General features: G+C 71.6%; 11 protein-coding genes. 3 read left to right on the top strand and 8 right to left on the bottom strand.

The window, feature by feature from the left end:
• From HD557_RS01345 to HD557_RS01330, 4 genes are read right to left on the bottom strand one after another with little or no spacing between them, the layout of a single operon-like run.
• Positions 1 to 2241 carry a DUF3488 and transglutaminase-like domain-containing protein gene (locus HD557_RS01345; protein ID WP_196872559.1) on the bottom strand — a complete coding sequence of 747 codons (2241 nt, stop codon included), beginning with the start codon at positions 2239 to 2241 and terminating at the stop codon, positions 1 to 3.
• Entirely contained in the window at positions 2238 to 3509 is a 1272-nt protein-coding gene (locus HD557_RS01340; protein ID WP_196872558.1) for a DUF58 domain-containing protein, read from the bottom strand. Before HD557_RS01340 ends, HD557_RS01345 begins: the two co-directional genes overlap by 4 nt.
• A 1-nt stretch (position 3510) precedes the next feature.
• Positions 3511 to 4479, bottom strand: a complete 969-nt coding sequence (locus HD557_RS01335; protein WP_008354581.1) for an AAA family ATPase — start codon at positions 4477 to 4479, stop codon at positions 3511 to 3513.
• A 10-nt stretch (positions 4480 to 4489) separates the two neighbouring features.
• Entirely contained in the window at positions 4490 to 10795 is a 6306-nt protein-coding gene (locus HD557_RS01330; protein ID WP_196872557.1) for an Ig-like domain-containing protein, read from the bottom strand.
• Between the two features lie 217 nt (positions 10796 to 11012).
• Here HD557_RS01330 and HD557_RS01325 point away from each other — a divergent pair, with 217 nt between their 5' ends.
• Genes HD557_RS01325 through HD557_RS01315 form a run of 3 tightly spaced genes read left to right on the top strand, consistent with a single transcriptional unit; the run spans position 11013 to position 14753 of the window.
• On the top strand, positions 11013 to 11840 hold the full coding sequence (locus HD557_RS01325; protein ID WP_008354585.1) for a PP2C family protein-serine/threonine phosphatase: 828 nt from the start codon (positions 11013 to 11015) through the stop codon (positions 11838 to 11840).
• Complete coding sequence (locus HD557_RS01320) at positions 11833 to 13188, top strand: FHA domain-containing protein (RefSeq protein ID WP_196872556.1); 1356 nt, start codon at positions 11833 to 11835, stop codon at positions 13186 to 13188. The genes HD557_RS01325 and HD557_RS01320 overlap by 8 nt, the downstream gene beginning before the upstream one ends.
• Positions 13185 to 14753, top strand: coding sequence for a serine/threonine-protein kinase (locus HD557_RS01315; protein ID WP_196872555.1), 1569 nt, complete (start codon positions 13185 to 13187; stop codon positions 14751 to 14753). The genes HD557_RS01320 and HD557_RS01315 overlap by 4 nt, the downstream gene beginning before the upstream one ends.
• Before the next feature lie 22 nt (positions 14754 to 14775).
• Here the strand turns inward: HD557_RS01315 and nagB are convergent, their stop codons facing one another.
• Genes nagB through HD557_RS01295 form a run of 4 tightly spaced genes read right to left on the bottom strand, consistent with a single transcriptional unit; the run spans position 14776 to position 19109 of the window.
• A complete protein-coding gene (gene nagB / locus HD557_RS01310; RefSeq protein ID WP_196872554.1) occupies positions 14776 to 15573 on the bottom strand; it encodes a glucosamine-6-phosphate deaminase in 798 nt (265 codons plus the stop codon).
• 1 nt (position 15574) lies between these two features.
• Entirely contained in the window at positions 15575 to 16525 is a 951-nt protein-coding gene (locus tag HD557_RS01305) for an ROK family protein (protein WP_196872553.1), read from the bottom strand.
• A complete protein-coding gene (locus tag HD557_RS01300; protein WP_196872552.1) occupies positions 16522 to 17991 on the bottom strand; it encodes a glycoside hydrolase family 3 N-terminal domain-containing protein in 1470 nt (489 codons plus the stop codon). Before HD557_RS01300 ends, HD557_RS01305 begins: the two co-directional genes overlap by 4 nt.
• Positions 17991 to 19109: an ROK family transcriptional regulator gene (locus HD557_RS01295; RefSeq protein WP_008354598.1), complete on the bottom strand. Its 1119-nt coding sequence runs from the start codon at positions 19107 to 19109 to the stop codon at positions 17991 to 17993. The genes HD557_RS01300 and HD557_RS01295 overlap by 1 nt, the downstream gene beginning before the upstream one ends.
• Positions 19110 to 19177 lie beyond the last annotated feature (68 nt).

The following is a 19177-nucleotide window of genomic DNA, read 5'->3' as shown; positions in this document are numbered from 1 at the left end:
TCAGCGCTTGCGCCACAGCCGGGCGGGCAGCAGCGAGAGCGGGTTGATCGCGGCCCGGATGCGTTGCCACCTGGTGCGCGATCCGGAGACCGACGAGCGAAGCGTCCCGACCTGCTCCCAGAACGCAGCCACCTCGGCATCGTCCGGTCCGGCCTCGCCGAACATGGTGTTGTCGGTGAGCAGCGCCAGCCCCGGCGCACCGTCCATGCCCGGCGAGGTGGCCAGCACCGAGGCCTGCTCGCGCCGGGTCGCCCCGACGGGCACCCCGACCCCGAAGTCGCGGGCATGGTCGATGGTCTCTCGCCAGCCACCGGAGAGACGGGCGACCGGGGTGCCGCGTGTGCGCCGGCGATGCCGGCGCCAGATCTTGGCGCCGATGATCGCCCCGCACACGGCCGCGATGAGCAGCAGCGGGATACCGACGTAGGTGAAGACGGCGATCAGCCATCCCGGCAGCGTGAACCCGTCGGGACGCGAGTTGGCCTTCTGGTTCACCGACTCGTCCAGCGGGTCGCCGGAGGTCGCGGGCGGGCGCACCGGCGCCGGCGGCGGGACGACCTTGCCGGTGACGAGCTCCTCGGGCTGGGGGGCGTTCTGCTCGGGCGGCTTCTCGGTGTTCATGAACTCGGACCAGTCCAGGGTCGCCCAGGACCCGTCCGACATCCGCAGCTCGACCCAGGCGTGCATGTCCTTGCCCTGCACGACGCCGTCGGAGCCGACGACGGCGCCCAGCACCACCCGGGCGGGCACGCCGACCTGGTTGGCCAGGACGGCCATCAGCGCGGCGTACTGCTCGTCGTTGCCGGCGAGCTGGCCGCCCTTGGCGGTGAAGTCGGCGAGCCGGCGCAGCGAGTGGCCGGCCGGGTACTGCTGGTTGGGCGGCTCGCCGTCGGTGTAGGTGCCCTCCTCCTTGAGCTTCTCGGCCACCGCCAGCGCGTTGGTGATCGGGGAGTCGCCACCACCGGCGTACTCGGCCGCGAGCGCCTGGAACTGGGCCGCCTCGTCGCCGATCGGGGACCCGCCGGACCACACCTCGCTCTTCTTGGTCACGTTCTCGTCGGAGACCGAGGCGGTGAAGGAGTAGGAGTCGCCGGGCTTCAGCGCGGTCGGCAGGACGCCGGTCGAGGTGGCCAGGTTGTAGCGGAACGAGTCGGAGTCGGGGCCGTCGAAGGAGATGTGGGTGAGTGCGGTCGGCAGCGGCACCCAGACGCCGCCGAAGTCCTCGCCGATCGTGATCGTGCCGCGCACCTGCTTGCCGTCGGCGAGCGGGTTGCGCAGCGTCGAGCTGATCTTCTGGAAGGTGTCGTCGGGGCCCTCGGTCTCGCCGGAGTCGTTGGCCGCGCGCCAGACGGTGCCGTCGTACGAATCCATCGCGGCGACCCGGACGCGCGTCCCCTCGGGCAGACCCGAGACGGTGAACAGCTCCTTCTCGTAGAGCCGGCGGTCGTCCTCCGGGGTCTGGTAGCCCTTGGTGTAGACCCGGAAGCCAGCCAGGGGCGAGGGGTACTGCCCGACGTTGAAGGGCGGCTCGATCTCGCCGCGCAGCACCGTGCGCTCGGGCGCGAGGCCCGGCAGCAGCGGTCCGCCGAGGAAGGCCAGGCCGGCGGCGCCGAGGCACAGGGCGGCCCCGATCGCGGTGCGCGAGAGCCGACGGCCACCGCCGGCGGCGAGGGCACGGGCCCGCATGCCGCGGATGCAGAGCCAGGTGATCGCGATCGCCCCGAAGAGCGCACCGAGCAGGGCGGTCTTGGACGGGTCCTGCACGCCGAGCAGGATCACCCCGGCCATCAGCGCGAACGCGACGAGCACCGGCGGCAGCGCCGCCTTGACCCGCACCGCGAGCGCGAAGCCGACACAGCCGGCGACCAGGCCGAGGATGTAGGGGATGGTCAGCAGCGCCCCACCGTCGACCGGCGGGAGCGTGGTCAGCAGCCGCTTCCAGCCGTGCACGGAGTTGTCGGCGAGGGTGCCGATCGTGTCGGGGACCGGGAGGAAGGAGAGGTCGCCGATCCCGTGCAGCGCGACCGCGCCGCCGAGCACGAAGAAGGCGGCGAGAAGGCCCACGGCCAGCACGACGACCGGCTGGCCGCGGCCGACGAAGGCGATGAGGATGCCGAGCAGGAGCCCCGCGACACCGGCGATCAGGTAGGTCCAGCCGGCGTAGGTGTCGTCGAAGCCGAGGAAGGCGATGGTGCCGAGGAGGAACAGGAGCAGGGCATCGACCGCATGATGCTTGGTCATCCGGACAGCCCCTTCGACAGCACGATCGGCAGCTGGTCCAGGTCGGGCAGGGTGATCACCGGCAGGTCGGCGACGGCCTTGAACCCCGCGCGCTGGCTGGAGTCGACACGTACGGCGACCGTGGTGGCATCGACGGAGAACTGCCCGGCCGCACGCTGGAGCGTCACGAACTCCGGGTAGCGCCCGGTCACCAGCATCACCAGCGACGCGTCCGGCGCCTGCCGGGCGGCCTCGGCGGTGATCTCGATCAGGTTGCTCGGCTGCGGGGTCGCCCGCGAGCAGGCGTCGAGGGCCGTACGCCCTCCCCCGCTCGCCGCGGTGGCCCGCACCATCAGCACGTCGCCGGTCGCGAACGAGACGTCGAACTCGTCGAGGATCCCGCGACGCAGCAGCGAGCCCGCGATCGACATCGCGGTCTCGTACTCCTCCTCGCTGTCGTAGGACATCGGCGAGGAGTCGACGATGACGACGATGTGGGAGCGGCGGGTGTCCAGGAACTGGCGCACCAGGAGCTGGCCGTGGCGCGCCGAGGAGCGCCAGTGGATGTGGCGGAGGTCGTCGCCCGGGACGTACTCGCGCAGGGCGTGGAAGGCGAGGTCGCTCATCGAGGTGTTCTGCGCCGTGGAGCCCTCGAGGTCACGGACCAGGCCGACCCCGAAGGGCTCGAGGTGGGTGGTGCGTGGGTGGACGAAGACCTCGGTGCGGTCGGTCCACTCCTGCACCCGCCGGAAGAGTCCGAGCGGGTCGCCACGCACGGTCCGGACCGGGCCGACGTCGATCACGCCGCGACGCTGGGTCGGCACCACGAAGAGCTCGGTGTGCTCGGCGCCGGGGAGCAGCATCGGCAGGTCGTACGTCACCCCACCTGCCCCGATCGGGAACTCCAGGCTCGTGGAGACGAGCGGGCCGCGCGCCTCGTTGCGGGCCCGCAGCTCGCCGGTCAGTGCCTGGCCGACCGCGACGCGCGGCGGCTCGACCACGGTGGCCACCGCGAGCCGGGTGCGGCCGATCATGAAGAAGGCCGCGCCGATCACCAGGAACAGCGCCGCCATCGCGACCACGGCCGCCTCGATCCAGCCGAGTGCGGTCGCGGCGACCCAGGCCAGCGCGCCGAGCAGCAGCACGCCCCAGCCGATCGACGTCACCGTGCCGAACCACGGACGGACCCGGTCGGCGACGAACGAGTAGACCGAACCGGCCCCGGAGACTACCGGGGCTGATCGTTTCCGCAGGTCAGCAACGAGGTTGCGGACACTGAGCCTGCTCATCTCAGGCGACACGCTCGGTGGGAGCCGGGACCGAGGTGAGCAGGTCGCCGATGACGTCCTCGACCGTGACGCCGTTGAACATGGCCTCGGGGTCGAGGATCAGGCGGTGGCAGAGCACCGGCTCGGCGAGCGCCTTGACGTCGTCGGGCAGCACCTGCGAGCGGCCCTCGGCGAGTGCCCAGACCTTCGCGGTCCGCACCAGGGCGAGGCAGCCACGCATGGAGGCACCGAGGCGTACGTGCTTGTGGCGACGCGACTCGTCGATCAGCGCGGAGACGTAGGCGACGATCGCCGGGTCGATGTAGACCTGGTCGGCCATCTCGGCCATCTGGGTGACCGTCGGGGCGGTGATGATCGGGGTGACCAGGGTGGCGCGGTCGCGGACCGAGGAGTTCATCAGCAGCTCGACGGTGGCGTTCTGGTCGGGGTAGCCGACCGACGTCTTCATCAGAAAGCGGTCCAGCTGCGCCTCGGGCAGCCGGTACGTCCCGGCCTGCTCGATCGGGTTCTGGGTCGCGATCACCATGAACGGGCGGCCCACCTCGCGGGTGGCGCCGTCGACGGTGACCCGGCCCTCCTCCATGACCTCGAGCAGCGCGCTCTGGGTCTTCGGGGAGGCCCGGTTGATCTCGTCGGCCAGCACGATCGAGTGGAAGATCGGGCCCGGGTGGAACTCGAAGGCGCCCTTGCCCTGGTCGTAGACGGTCACACCGGTGACGTCGGACGGGAGGAGGTCGGGCGTGAACTGGATGCGCGCGTGCGAGCCCTGGACCGTGTTGGCCAGGGCGCGGGCGAGCTGGGTCTTCCCGGTCCCGGGGTAGTCCTCGAGGAGGAGATGGCCCTCGGAGAGGAGCGCGGTCAGCACCAGGCGGATCACGTTGCGCTTGCCCAGCACCGCCTTCTCGACGTTGTCGGCAAGCTTCTCGAAGGTCTCGTGGAACCAGCGCGCTTGCTCGTGCGTGACGGTCATTTCTTGTCTCCTACCACGTAACGTTCTTCGAAAGAGTGGGTCGCCCGTTGGTCGTGCAGGTCACCCGGAACGGGGTGTTGGCGCCGACCCAGCCGCGGCCGCTGCCAGAGCCCTTGCCGTTGCTCCCGATGGTGACGTTCCACCGCGAGGTGGTGGCGTTGGTGCTGCACTCCCAGGTCTTGCCCGGGAAGGCGAGGTCGGTGATGGTCGAGCCGACGTACCAGCACGTGCCGCCACAGGCCACGTCCGGCTCGGGGCAGGCGGCGCCGGAGCACTCGCCGGCCTTGTTCACCTCGAGGATCGGGTCCGGCGGCGGGTCGGTCCGCACCGTGACGGAGTCGGACTTGCTCGCTCGCGGCGAGTCGCTGATGGTCACGGTGTAGGTGTAGGACGTGTTCCACTCGGGTGCGGTGTCCGTACCGGACCGGCTGCCCGCTCCGGTGCCGGTGGTGAACTGCTCCACCTGGGTGCCGCCACGCTTGACCGTGACGGTCGCGGCCTTGCCGTTGGGGTCGTAGCTCACCCGCCAGTTGACCTTGTTGCCGTCGACGCTCGCCGAGATCGACGGCGTGCCCAGCGGACCGTAGGTGGTCACGTTCTTCGACGTCGCGGGGCCGCAGGAGTCGCCAGCGCCGGTGCCGCCGGAGGAGTCGTTGCAGGCCCGCAGCTGCACCTGCGTCGAGTTGCCGTTGGTGAACCCGGTGATCGTCTTGGTCTGCTGACCCGCGCCCTCGGACGGGTAGGTCCAGCTGCCGCAGGAGGAGCCGTTGCGCACGCACTCGACCCGGTTGGTCTTGCCGTGCGAGGCCCGCGGCGTGAAGACGATCTCGGCGGTGCCGTTGGCCCCGGTCGGGGTGGCGCTCGCGAAGGAGACCGCGTCGGGGGTCGCCGCCGCCTCGACCTTGCCGCCGGCGGAGTAGCTGGAGACGTGCGCCTCCGGTGAACCGCCGGAGGTGGTCTCGCGCGGCGAGGTCGCCTCCGCGTTGCGTGCCCTGACGGCGTAGGTGTAGATCGTGCCGTCGTTGGCGACGTCGTCGCGGCAGCTGGTCTCGGTCACCCAGGAGCAGACGATCTTCTCGCCGGTACCGCCGGTGCGGCGTACCTCGTAGGTGACCGGGGTGGGGCCGTTGGCCGCGACCGGGCTCCACGAGACCGTCACCGCCTTGCCGGAGTTGTTGGCCGTGTTGGCCCAGTCGAAGGTCGGGGTCGCCGGGGTGTCCGGCTTGCCGGCACCCATCCCCTCGACCGTCGCGGTCGGACCCTTGTTGGTCTTGACGCCCTTGTCGTTGAGCGGCACGACCGTGAACTGCACGGGGTCACCGTTGGAGCTGACCGCCGCGGGATAGGTGGTCTGACCTGCGGAGATGTCCTTGATGCCGCCGCCCGGCCAGCTGATCCGGTATTTCTGCACGTCGGAGCAGTCGCACGGGGCCGGCTTCTCCCAGCTCAGCTCGACCTTGTGGTCGCGCTGGCGGGTGACGCGGAGGTTCTGCACCGGACCGGTGTAGGCGTCGGGCTCACCCTCGGCCGAGTTGCTCCACTCACGGCTCGGGCCGACGGAGTTCACCGCGCGGACGCGGAAGTCGTAGACGACGCCGTTCTTCAGCCCGGTGATCCGGCACGAGGTCGACGGGCAGTCCTGGACGTGGTCGCCGTTGGCCTCCACCTCGTAGCGCTGGATCGGGTCGTCGCCGTTGTCCTTGGGGGCGTTCCACGACAGCGCGACCACGTTCGAGAGGAAGTCGGAGGTCGTACGCAGCCCCGTCGGCGCACCGGGGACGTCGATGACGTCCACCTCGATGACGCCGGTGGCCTTCACCCGCTTGGAGTCCTTGCCGGAGTCGCTGACCTCGATCGCGTAGCGATAGTGGCCGTGCCCCTCCTCGGGGGTGTTGAAGGTGATCTTCGAGCCGCTGGCCTTGCCCATGTCGGGCGAGTCTCCGTCGACCGGGTCGAGCTTGGTGACCACGATCTCCTGCGACTCCGACGGCACGGGCGTCTGCAGATAGCTGGCCATGTCGATCGCGACCGTCTTCCCGGCCTCGGTCTGCAGCGGCTTGATCGGCGAGAGCGACGGCGCGGGCAGCGCGATGACGGTGACCAGGAGCTGGCCGGTCGCGTCGGTGCCCTCGACCCCGATCTCCAGGGCACCCTGGGCGCCGGCGTCGGCGTGCTCGGCGGTGAGCCGCAGGCCGCCGTCCTCCGGCTTGACCTCGACCCCGTCGAGCCCGTCGCCGACCTCGGCGGTGAAGTCGAGGTCGTCGGCGTCACCCGGGTCAGCGGTCCAGACGTGGCAGATGGCGGCGATGTCGACCAGCGCACCGTTGCCGCTCTCCGGGACCTCGACGGGGGTGCTCGGACAGTTGATCTCCGGCTCCTCCTTGCCGATCTGGACCGGCAGGGAGATCACCGAGAGATGGGCGTCCGCGGAGGTGATCTTCTCGCGGTCGGCGACCTCGAAGGTCAGCGTCGCCGGGCCCTTGGTCTCGCCGGCGGTGACCTTCACGGTCGTCGCGGTGGTGTCACCGGTGTTGAGCATGCCCTCGGGCGCGGCCACGATCTTGTCGGTCGTGGTCAGCACGACCGGGTCGCCCTCGGGGTCCTCGACGTAGTCGGTGATGTCGACGTTCTTCGTCTCGCCCGGGTTCAGCTGGAGCTCGGAGCCCGGCTTCAGGTAGGGGGCGTCCTTGGGGCGTGCGGGGACGTAGATCGAGCCGACCGCCTGGGCGCCGTCGGGGTCGGTGACCCGGTAGGTCCACACCCGGGTGGTGTCACCGACCGGCAGGGTCACCTTGCCGTCGTCGATCTTCGGCTTCGCCTCGTCCTCGCCGACCGAGGGACCCTTGACCGCGTCGACGGTGAGGTCCTCGAGCGCGTCGTCGATGTCGGTCACCTTGGTCATCACGTCGACGGTCGTGGTCGCCGAGTCGCCCTCCGGGTGGGCGACCACGATCCCCGCCATCGGCGGGTTGTCGTAGCCCTCCTGGTAGCGGATCGCGAGCTCGCCGGTGTCCTCGTGGAGGCCGGTGGTGGCGCGGTAGGGGACGTGCTGGAACGGCTCCTCGGCGCCACCCTGGACCGTGACGATGCCGTCGGAGCGCTGCTTGACGCCGGTGCCCTCCGCCGCGTCGGTCGAGGCGAGGTGCAGCTCCGTCCCCGGCGTACGCAGGTCGTTGGCGAGCACGTCGTAGGTCAGCTTCTTGGCGGGGTCGAGCGTGACCAGGTCGTCGACGGCGACCGGACGCTGCGGCGCCCCTGGGGCGACCACGGCGACCCGCACCGTGCCGGTCGCGACGGCGCCGAACGGGTCGCTGACCTCGTAGGTGAACTCGTCGGTGCCGGCCGCGTTCGGGAAGGCCTGGTAGGTGATCGTGTTCGCGCCGTGGGCCAGGACCCGGCCGAAGGACGGCGCGCTGTTGATCCTGGTCACCGAGACCGAGTCGCCGTCGGGGTCGGTGCCGACCGTCGGCAGCCGCAGAGTGACCTCGTCACCCTGGACCACCCGCGACTCCAGCGCCTTCGGCGCGGGCGCGGAGTTGTCGGCCTTCTTCTTCGGCAGCGGCTTGATGTGGATGCGGATGTTGCCCGAGGAGTGCTCCGCGGAGGGGTCGCCGGTGTTCTGCACGACGTAGCGGACGTCGACGTCGACCGGCCCCTTCACGTCGTCGGGGGCGACGTAGCGCACCCGGTTGCCGTCGATGTAGGCCTCGCCGACCGTCGGCTGGCCCAGCACCTGCAGCTGGCCCTTGGTCTCGATGGTCTGGTCGACCACCAGGCCGACCGGGTCGCCCGAGGGCGTCGAGTCGTTGTCGAGGACCGGGATGGAGACGGAGTCGGCGGCCCTCACCGTGGCCTCGTCGTCGACCGCCTCCGGGGCGTTCGCGGCGCCACGCAGCGCCGGTCGCTGGCTCACCGTGACCGACCCCTCGGCCTCGGCCGCGCCGTTGCTGATCGTGTAGCGGATCGCCTGGGTGGACGGGTCGATGTCGGGCTTGGACGCCTGGATACGCAGCCAGCGGCCGTCGAGCACCGCGACCGTCAGGTCGCTGTCGCCGACCGGCTCGGCGTGGGTCACGGCGAGGAGCCGGCCCCGGGAGTCGTAGTCGTTGGCGAGGACGTCGAGCGTGCGGGTCGAGGTGCCGAGCACGGCGGTCGTGTCGGGTGTCGCGATCGGCTCGTCGGCCGCCTGAGCGGCAGGCTTGACGTCGACGCGGATCTTCGCCGAGGCGGGCTTCGCCGCCCCGAACCCGGCGTTGTAGCTGAGCTGGTAGGTGCCCGGCGAGCTGCCGCGGGCCCGCACCACACCGGTCTCCCGGTCGGTGCTCACCTCGAGGCCGCCCTTCGGCGGGACGTCACCGGCGAGGGTGAGCGTCGCGTCGAGGTTGGACGGGTCGGCACCGGGGATGTCGTTGTCGAGCGGGCGGATCGTCACCCAGGAGCCCTGCGTGCCCTCGGCGACGTCGTCCTTCGGCTCCGGGGAGGCGGTGGTGGCCCCGGCGACGATGTTGATGCGTACCTTGTCCTTCGACGGCTTGCCGCCTGTGCTGACCTGGTAGCCGAGGCTCTCGTTGCCGCTGGCGTCCGTGGCCGCGGTGTAGCGCAGCAGGCCGTCCGGGGTGACGCTCGCCTTGCCCTTGGACGCGGTCGGCGACTGCGCGGTGATCGGGTCGCCGTAGCGCTCGTCGCGCCAGTCGCCGACCACCGGGATCTCCACGGTGCCGCCGGCGGCGACGGTGTAGTCGGTCGGTGTGTAGTGCTCGCGCAGGGTCGGCTTGCCGGTGCCGCCGGAGCCCTCGATGGAGAGCTCGACGCTGGCGTCGTCCTGGCCGGCCTTGCCCTTGACCCCATCGTCGACGGTGTACTTGAAGCTGGTCTTCTTCCCCTCGGCCGACTCCGGGGTGGTGACCAGGATCGATTGCCGGTCGGGGGCGATCGTGGCCTCGACGCCCTTGACGGAGGCCTCGCCGACCGAGACCACGCTCAGGATCGAGTCCTTGGCCGAGGAGTCGTTGTCGAGGACGTGCAGGACCGTGGTGCGTCCGGCCCGGGCGCCGAGCTGGTCGTCCTTGGCCTTCGGGGCCTGGGCGGCCTTGGTCTGCTGCTGTTGCTTGTCCTTCTTCTGGTTCTGCTTCTGGGTCTGCGGCTGGAACGCCTCCCAGTTGGAGATCTTCTTGATGTCGGCGCCGTCGATCTCCCAGACATCGCCGTTGCGCAGGTCGTTGAGCACCAGCTGGCCGCGGTTGACCCGGAACTCCAGCTCGGCGGCCGGGCCGAGCGTCGGGATCTCACCGAGGACCGGCTCGCCTTCGCCGCACTGGGTCACCACCGAGCCGGTCGAGCCGTTGGCCCAGGCACCGAAGACGCAGTCGCGCAGCCGCACCGGGGCCGCGGGGTCGCCGGCCGACTCGGCGATACGGCGGATCTCGCCGTTGCGCAGGTTGACGGCCTTGAGACCCTCCCCGTCGCCGACGAGGACCTCCTTGGCCTTGACGGAGGGCTGCTGGAGCACCGCGCTCTCCGCGGTGTCGCCGAAGTCCGCCGCCACGTCGGAGCCCTTGGAGGCACCGAGCAGCCAGCCGACGCCGTCGAGGGTGATCACCTGGTCGCCGACGACGGTCGCCGAGGTCGGGGTCTCCGCGTACTCGGGAGCCTTCGGGAGCTTGGTCTCCTCGGGGTCCGCGAACCGGTCACCGTCGGGCGCGAACGCGGTCAGCGTGCGCTTGCCGGCGGAGACGGCGTACGCGGTCCCGTCGGTGCCGACGGTGAGGACCGTGTCCGCGCCGACCGTCTCGGTGGGCTTCGTGGAGGCGGAGAGGTCGGAGAGGTCGCCGACGCCGGTGGTCGGGTCGACCGAGGTCAGCCAGACCTTGCCGGTCTTCTGCTCGGCGACGCCGATGGTGTTGCCGCCCATCACCACGCGGCTGTCCTTCACGGTCACCGCGTCGTCGTCGAGACCCTCGGCGAGCTTGGTGTTGACCGGCGTGATCGTGCGGGCGTCGCGGTCGACGGAGGCCACCGCGATGCCGTTCTGCACGACGTCGAGACCGGCGCGCTCGGACCTGGACCCGGCCTCGTTGCCGGCCCAGACGACGCCGTCGAGCTGGGCGACGGGTCGGTTCTGCCGGCCCAGGGTGCCCCAGGACTGGTTGGTCACCCAGATGCCGCCGTCGTCGAGATCGGCCTTGTGCACGGGGTAACCCGTCGACTGGATCGCGTAGACGGTCAAACCGCCCGCGACCACGGCAAGAGCGGCCCAGGACGCGATGGAGGTCCGATGACGCCGCATCCAACCGGGCGCCATCCCGAAACGTGCCACCAAGACTCTCCCCAAGTCCTTCCGTGCAAATGGCCAGCCGACACATGGGCCGGGCTTACTCTAAGCGGGCGTCGGGATTGAAGCCACACGAATGAGCCAAACGTGGCACACGGCTCAGTGAACACGCTCACGGATACCGTACGTGATGTTCTAAAGTGTCCGCTTCCAGCGTCACTATTTCCCATCCTGACCGGGATGTCCGATAAAAGGAAACCGCATGACCGCATACCCAGCCCTGCGTGCCGCGGGGGCGACTGATGTCGGCCGGGTCCGCGAAGTGAACGAGGACTCGTTCGTCATGCTGCCCGCGGTGGCTGTCGTCGCCGACGGGATGGGCGGTCATGCCAGTGGCGACGTCGCCAGCGCGCTCGCGGTGGAGACGTTCCAGAGCCGCTTCGCGACCATCTGCCCGGTTCCCGAGGACATCGTCGACGCCGTGCACGCCGCCAACTCCGCGATCACCTCGGAGGCGGCACGCAACTCCGACAAGCAGGGCATGGGCACGACCCTGACCGGGGTCGCGCTGGTCGAGTCCGAGGGCGCGCCCCACTGGCTGGTCTTCAACGTCGGCGACTCTCGTGTCTACCGGCTCTCGCCCGCGGGCGTCACCCAGGTCACCATCGACCACTCGGAGGTCGCGGTCATGGTCGAGGCCGGGATGATCACCGCCGCCGAAGCTCGCGTCCACCCGCTGCGCAACGTCATCACCCGGTCGCTCGGCACCCGCCCGGGGCCCGAGCCGGACACCTGGCTGATGGCCGTCGCGCCCGACGACATGTTCCTGCTCTGCTCCGACGGCCTCACCGGCGAGCTCGAGGACCACGAGATCCACGAGATCGTGTCGCGGACCCTCGGAGTGGGCGGAAGCATCGACAACCTGGCTCAAAGGCTGGTGGACGCCGCGGTCGCTTCGGGTGGGCGCGACAATGTCACCGTGGTACTCGTGACACCCCCGCCCTCGCTCTTCGCCGCCCCTGCGGACACCGACGTGTCGACGTCGGCCTCCACCCGATCTGAAGCGGACGTCTCGGCGCATCATGAGTGACACCGCCACCTACTGTGCTGGGCACTGGCTGGCGTTGAGGGGCGACCGGTGCTGGGCGCTGGTCCAGCTCGGGCCGGGTGACCCCCGGGTCGCCGGCGTGCAGGCCGCACTGACCGACCCCCACCCGGTCGACGCGATCGCCGGACTGCTCTCCGCCGACGGGCCGCGAGCCCCAGGCTTCGCCCTGGTCGGGCGCGAGGGTCCGCGGGTGCGCTACGCCGTGCGCTCGCCAGCCAAGGTGACCGCCGTCGTCAACGAGGTGCCGGTCTTCATCGACGGCATCGACGTCGTCGGCAAGTGGGCCGACGGCCACTTCGCCGCCGTTCCGGAGCGAGCCGAGCTCGCCAACGGCGCCTGGGGCGGGATGGAGGAGGACCAGCCGCTGGTCGACACCGCCCACGCCCGCTCGCTCGACGTCGTCTTCGACCCCGACTACTACGTCCAGGTGCAGCAGCAGGTCGACTCGAGCATGGCGCCGCCGCTGGACCACACCATCCGGCGCTCGGACCTGGCTGCCGCTCCGCCGCCCGCGGCGCCCCCGTCGGCGATGCCGGGCGTCCCGTCGTTCCAGAGCCCTCCCCCGGCCCAGGTCCCGCCGCCGCCCGTGGCGCCCTCCCAGCCTGCGTCCGAGTCGAAGAAGGGCATCATCGACGGGCTTCCGTGGCGCAAGAAGGGTGCCAAGAAGCCCGACCCGAACGCGTGGGGTCCGCCGGACCGGCAGGCCTCACCGCCACCCGCGATGCCGCCCTCGAGGCCGCCTGTGGCGCCTCCGCCGCCGATGCCTGCGCCGGCGCCCGCTCCTGCGCCGATCCCGCCCGCCGACATGGCCACCCGGGTCCGCGACGTCGCGACGCCGACCCCGGTGCCGCCCGCGGGCGGACCGACGGTGTGGGCGGTCTACTGCCCGCAGGGCCACGCGTCACCGCCCTACTCCCCGACCTGCCGGATCTGCCGGATGACGCTCCCTCCGCACCAGCAGCCGGTCTCGGTCCCGCGCCCCGCGCTGGGCCAGCTCAAGCTGGGCGACGGCCGGGTCGTCGTCCTGGACCGGGGTGCGATCTTCGGGCGGTCGCCGCGCGCTGATGCCGGCGGCAACACGGGGGCTGGTGGCGTACCTCCGCATCTGGTGAAGGTGATGCTGCCCGACATCAGCCGGCTGCACACGGAGGTGCGGCTGGAGGAGTGGCAGGTCCTCGTACGCGACCTCGGCTCCGCCAACGGGTCCTACCTGACCCTGCCCGGCGGGCGTCCTCAGCAGATGCGGCCGATGGAGGAGTACGCGCTGGAGCCCGGCGCCGTGGTCAGCCTCGCCGGTTCGATCAACCTGACCTATGAGGTTCTCGGGTGACGCAGACACCACACCCCGAGCTCGGTCCTGAGCTCCCGGGGATGACCTGCCTGGGCCGGCTCGGCTCGGGCGGCTTCGCCGACGTCTATCTCTACGAGCGCCACCACCCGAAGGTCCGGGTCGCGGTGAAGCTGATGCGCTCGTCCGACCTCGCCGAGGCGCAGCGGGCGCAGTTCGCCGCGGAGGCGGCGGTCATGGCCGAGCTGGCGGAGCACCCCTTCATCGTGCCGGTGCACAGCGCCGGCGAGACGCCGGACGGCCGCCCCTACCTGGTGATGGGCTACTACCCCAACGCCGACCTCGGTGCCCGCGTACGCAACAACCCGATGAAGGTGCAGGACGCGCTGCGCTTCGGGATCCAGATGGCGTCGGCCGTCGAGACCGCCCACCGCGCCGGGATCATCCACCGCGACATCAAGCCGTCCAACATCCTGCTCTCCCGCTACGACGTTCCGGGCCTGGCCGACTTCGGTATCGCCGGGCGTCCGCGCGACGACGAGGGCGACATCGGGGTCTCGCTGCCGTGGTCGCCGCCCGAGGTGCTCACCTCGGCGTCCAACGGCTCGGTCGCCTCCGACGTCTACTCGCTGGCCGCGACCGTCTGGCACCTGCTCGTCGGGCGCTCGCCGTTCGCGGAGCGGGGCAACAACTCCGACCGCGCCGTCTTCTCCCGCATCCTGCACACCCCTCCCCCGGCCACTGGCCGGCCCGACGTACCTCCGTCGCTGGACCGGGTGCTGCAGCAGGCGATGGCGAAGGACCCGGCCTACCGGCCGCGGACCGCCCTCGACCTGGCCCGCCACTTCCAGCGGATCGAGCAGGAGCTCCGGCTGGGCCGCACCGAGGTGCAGGTCCTCGACCGCGACGCCGGCGGCACCGGGTCGATCCCGGTCGTCCCGATGGTGCCGGCCTCCCGCGGCGAGGGGCCGACGACAGGCTCCGGCCGAGCCCACCTCCCGTCCCCGCCTGCCGACCCGGAGCTGGAGAAGGCCACCGAGCTCAAGCCGCCCTCCCAGGTCATCGCGCAGGCACCGATCACCCAGCCCCCGGCGTCCCTGGCGTCGGCACCGGTGGCGGATCCGGGCTCGGCCTCCGCCGAACGCACCCGGTTCAGCTATCCACGTGCGGAGGAGGGGCCCTCCGTCCTCACCGGCGCACGTCCGACCGAGACCCGTAGCAAGACGCCCGCGATCATCGGTGTCGTCGTCCTCTTCCTCATCGCCGCCGTCATCGGCATCATGCTCTCCCGCGGCGGCGAGGACGAGAAGCCCGACGAGGTCCCGCCCCCGCCCGTCGAGACCGACCTTCCCGGTGTCACCGGCCCCGCCGCCCCCGGCAAGGTCAAGGGCACCCTCGAGGGCAACCGCGCCGTCTTCACCTGGTCCGGTGTCCCCGGGGCGACCGGCTACAAGTGGGTCGGCGACAACTCCACCAGCGGCAGCGTGAGCCGCCCCAAGGCGGTCGTACGCCTCGACGGGGCCACCAAGGTCTGCATCCAGGTCCGCTCCCTCGGCGAGAACGGCAACGTCTCCCAGGGCGCCGCCCAGGCGTGCGTCAGCAAATAGCCGACGCACCACTGAGCCGGCTTCAGAGCCCCTGCCAGTCCGGCTTCCCGGCGTAGACCTCGCGGTAGTAGTCGCGGCGTACGAGGCGGGAGGCGGCGGCCTCGTCCAGGAGGACGGAGACGTGGCCGTGGAGCTGGAGGACCGAGGCCGGGCAGGTCGCCGAGACCGGGCCCTCGACCGCGGCGGCGACCGCCTCGGCCTTGCCCTCACCGGTGGCCAGGAGCAGCAGGTGACCGGCTCGGGTGATGGTGCCGAGCCCCTGGGTGAGCACGTGGTGCGGCACCGCGTCGGGCGAGCCGAAGAAGCGCGCGTTGTCCTTCCGCGTCCGGGCCGTGAGCGTCTTGATCCGGGTCAGCGAGGCCAGCGACGAGCCGGGCTCGTTGAAGGCCAGGTGGCCGTCGGAGCCGATGCCGAGGATCTGCACCTCGATCCCGCCCGCCGCCACGATCGCCGCCTCGTAGCGCTCCCCCGCCGTCGGCAGCGTCTCCTCGGTCGGGTCGGGGCCGTGCACCCGGTCGGGCGGGATGCCGATCGCGTCGGTGAACTCCCGCCGGATGGTCGCCAGATAGGACTGCTCGTGGCCGTCGGGCAGGCCGACGTACTCGTCCAGGTTGAACGTCTGCACGCCCTCGTAGGACGGCCCCTTCCCTGACCGGGCACGCCGGATGAGCTCCTCGTACGTCGCCAGCGGCGTCGAGCCGGTGGCCAGGCCGAGCACTGCGGGAGTGCCGGCGGCCGCCCGGCGGCGTACGACGTCTTCGATGGTGTCCGCGGCGAGGGAGGCCACCTCGGCGGCGGAGTCGAGGACAACTACTTCCATGTCAGTCCTTCGTCGGGGTGATCGTCGGGGTGATCGTCGACGTGATCGCCGGGGTGATCGGGGTGATCAGAGCGGCGCCGATGGCGGCGACGGGGGCGGCCGAGACCACCCGCAGGCGCGAGGCGAGCTCGAGGGAGGCGAGGAACGGTGAGCTCTCGGCCTGCCGGGTGAGCGCGACCGCGACCGCCTCCCGCAGCGGCTCGCCGACGGACGCGACGCCTCCGCCGATGACGACGCGTTCGGGGTCGACGGCGAGGGCGAGGGCGCGTACGGCGGCGGCGACGCCGTTGGCGAACCGGTCCCGGACCTCGACGGCTGCCGGGTCACCCGCGGCCGCTGCCGCGAAGAGCGCCGCGGCGGGGTGCCCGGAGGCCGTCGGCCAGGCGGCCGCGAGCGCGGCACCCGAGGCGACCAGCTCGAGGCAGCCGCGCTGCCCGCACCCGCACACCGGGCCCTCCGGGTCGACCGGAAGGTGTCCGACCTCGCCGGCGGCCCCGTGGAAGCCGCGGCGGAGCGCGCCGCTGAGGTAGAGACCGGCGGCCAGGCCGGTGCCGAGCGAGAGGTAGACCAGGTCGTCGACGTCCTCGACGGCGTGCGCGCCGAGGGTGGCCGCATTGGTGTCGTTCTCGAGCGTGACGACCGCTCCCGTCCGCTCGCCGAGGAGCGCCGCGAGCGGGAAGGCGTCGCCGTCCAGACCCAGGTTGACCGCATGCTTCACGGTGCCCGCGCGGGTGTCGACGATGCCCGGGATGCCGACCCCGATCGAGCTGATCTCGCCGCCGTCGAGCGCTTCACGCAGGCTCGCGACCACCGAGGCCGCGCTCTTCACGACGCCCTCGGCGCCGAGCGTGGTGGCGGCGCGGTCCTCGGCCAGCACCGCCCCGTCCGGGCCGATCGCGATGCCGTGGATCTTGGTGCCTCCGATGTCGAGGCCGACCCGTGCGCCGTTCACCGGCGGTGTCCTGAGCCGGTCGTCGGGTTCCAGCCCGCTCGTCGAAGGACCTCGGTCACGGCCGCCACACCGGGCAGCGAGTAACCCTGCGGGCACAGTCGTGGCACCCCCGGATCGTCGTACGCCCCGGGCCACCCCCACTCCACCAGCACCGCCGCACCCCGGAGCTCGGCGACGGTCCGGCCGACCTCGGGACGCCGGTGGGCGTCACGTACCTGCACGATGAGGGGTGCGTCGGGGAGGTCCGGGAGCGGTTCGCCGGGCCGGACGATGACGTCCGGGGGCAGTCCCCACGGCACATCGCCGACGGCGATGTTGGCCTCGGTGTCGACCGTCACCACCCGGGCACCGGTCAGGTCCGGGAGCGCGGTGAGGTCGCTGGCCGCGGCGAGCGCCCGCCGGGCACCCTCGACCGAGCGTTCCTCGAACCGCGGATCGAGCGCGCCGTCGGGCCGCTGCTGCGCCGTGGCGAGATCGGTGAGCAGCCGGTCGATGCGCGCGACCGCGTCCTGGAGCCGCGCCAGCGGGAGGTCGCCGGACTCGACCGCGGCCACGATCGCGGCGGTCGTCTCGTGCACGAGCGAGGTGGGCTTCTCGGGGCCGAGGAGGAGCAGGTCGGCGCCGGCCTCGAGCGAGAGCACGGCCGCCGCTGGGATCCCGCGGGGCTCCGAGGCACCGGCCATGTCGAGGGCGTCGGAGACGATCAGTCCCTCGTAGCCGAGCTCGCGCAGCAGCCCCAGCACCGGCGCCGAGAGCGTGCCGGGAAGCTCCGGGTCCAGCGCCGGAACCATGATGTGGGAGGTCATCACCGAGGCCGCTCCGGCCTCGGCGGCCGCCAGGAACGGGACCAGCTCACGCTCACGCAGGGTCTCCATCGTGGCGTCGAGGACGGGAAGGTCGACGTGGCTGTCCTGCCCGGTGTCGCCGTGGCCGGGGAAGTGCTTGACGCACGCGGCGACCCCGGTCGACTCCAGGCCCTTCACCCACGCCGCCACGTGCTTGGCCGCGACGCCGGCGTCGCGGGAGAACGACCGGGTCGCGATCACCGGGTTGTCGGGGTTGGAGTTCACGTCGGCGACGGGAGCGAGATCGAGGTTGATGCCAGCCCTGGCCAGCCGCATCCCGATGTCGCGGCCGGTCTCCTCGGTCAGCGCCAGGTCGTCGGCCGCGCCGAGGGCCGCGGCGCCGAGCACCGAGGACCCGGTCAGCGCCTCCAGCCGGGTGACGTCGCCGCCTTCCTCGTCGATGGTGATCACCGGGGTCCAGCCACCCTCGGCGGAGGCGGACCGGATCTCGGCCGCGAGGCTGCGTACGGACTCCTCGCCGGCCGCGGTGTTGGTGCCGAACAGGCAGATCCCGCCCAGTCCGTCGCGGAGCAGCTCGGCGTAGTCGGCAGGCAGCGTCGGCCCGGCGAAGGCCGGCACCTGGACGCGCACCGCCAGCGTCTCGAGGGGGAGCTCAGGCATCACGACACCCCCAGCTCACCGGCGAGGACGAGCACGGCGGCGCCGACGATGACGACGTCCTCGCCGAGCGTCGAGGTACGGAACTCCAGCGGCTCGCCGCTGACCGGCATCGTCCGCTCGCGGATGATCCGGTCGGCGGTCTCGCGCAGCGTCCCGTCGAGAAGATCGGCCGGTCCGGAGAGGACCAGCTCGTGAAGGTTGAGCGTTCCGACCACAGGCGCCAATGCCTTTCCAAGGTGTTCTCCGGCTTCCACGAGCGCATCGTCGTGGGCCGTTTCCAGACGTTCCCGCAGGCGCGGCACCGCCAGGAAGGTCTCCAGGCAGCCGGTGCGGCCGCACGCGCACAGCGGGCCGTCGGGGTCGACGGTCACGTGCCCGACCTCACCGGCCGCGTCGACGAAGCCGTGGAGCAGCGCCCCCTCGAGCACGAGCCCCGCACCCACACCGGTGCCGACCCGGACGAGCATCAGGCCGCCGTCGCCGGACTGCCCGAAGGTGTACTCCCCCAGCACTGCCGTGTTGGCGTCGTTGGCGACGTACGTCGGCCGGCCGGTCTCGCGGCGCACCTGCTCGGCCAGGGCGACATCGGTCCAGCCGAGGTTGGGTGCGGCGATGACGGTGCCGTCGGCCGAGACGACACCGGGGCTGCCGATCCCGATGCCCAGGATGGGCCGGTCGGTGCTCGCGATCAGCTCGGTGACCAGCTCCTTCACCAGACGGACCGCGTCGCTTCCGGTGCGCCCCTCGCGACACCTGGTGGTGTGGCGGATGACGTCGCCGGTCAGGTTGAGCACGGCTCCGGCGACCTGGTCGTCGCCGGAGACGTCGACGGCCACGATGTGCGTGGAGTCGGCGGCGAGCCCGACCAGCATCGGCGGCTTCCCGACCCGGCTCTCGACCGGCGCCCCGAGCTCCTCGACCAGCCCGTCCTCGAGCAGGCTGCCGACCAGATCGGAGACCGTCGCGCGGGTCAGACCGGAGGCCCGAGCCAGGTCGGCACGGCTTGCGGGACCCACCGCGAACAGGTGCTGGAGCACCAGAGAACGGTGATGGCGCCGCGCATCCTCCTGCAGCAATTTTCCGATCGGCCGCAACGTACGTCGTCTCGCCTTGGACATGTTTGTTAGTCCATCGTACTTATTAATGATGCGTCAAGTCGACACGTCGAAATTGCCCAGCCCGCGGG

It is taken from the genome of Nocardioides luteus (assembly GCF_015752315.1).
Classification (GTDB): domain Bacteria; phylum Actinomycetota; class Actinomycetes; order Propionibacteriales; family Nocardioidaceae; genus Nocardioides.
This window is presented reverse-complemented; position numbering and strand designations above follow the sequence as displayed.

Excerpts from the sequence above, each read along its gene's own strand:
- HD557_RS01300 (WP_196872552.1), bottom strand. The coding sequence starts at position 17,991 with ATGCCTGAGCTCCCCCTCGAGACGCTGGCGGTGCGCGTCCAGGTGCCG.
- HD557_RS01325 (WP_008354585.1), top strand. The coding sequence starts at position 11,013 with ATGACCGCATACCCAGCCCTGCGTGCCGCGGGGGCGACTGATGTCGGC.
- HD557_RS01320 (WP_196872556.1), top strand. The coding sequence starts at position 11,833 with ATGAGTGACACCGCCACCTACTGTGCTGGGCACTGGCTGGCGTTGAGG.
- nagB (WP_196872554.1), bottom strand. The coding sequence starts at position 15,573 with ATGGAAGTAGTTGTCCTCGACTCCGCCGCCGAGGTGGCCTCCCTCGCC.
- HD557_RS01295 (WP_008354598.1), bottom strand. The coding sequence starts at position 19,109 with ATGTCCAAGGCGAGACGACGTACGTTGCGGCCGATCGGAAAATTGCTG.
- HD557_RS01335 (WP_008354581.1), bottom strand. The coding sequence starts at position 4,479 with ATGACCGTCACGCACGAGCAAGCGCGCTGGTTCCACGAGACCTTCGAG.
- HD557_RS01345 (WP_196872559.1), bottom strand. The coding sequence starts at position 2,241 with ATGACCAAGCATCATGCGGTCGATGCCCTGCTCCTGTTCCTCCTCGGC.
- HD557_RS01340 (WP_196872558.1), bottom strand. The coding sequence starts at position 3,509 with ATGAGCAGGCTCAGTGTCCGCAACCTCGTTGCTGACCTGCGGAAACGA.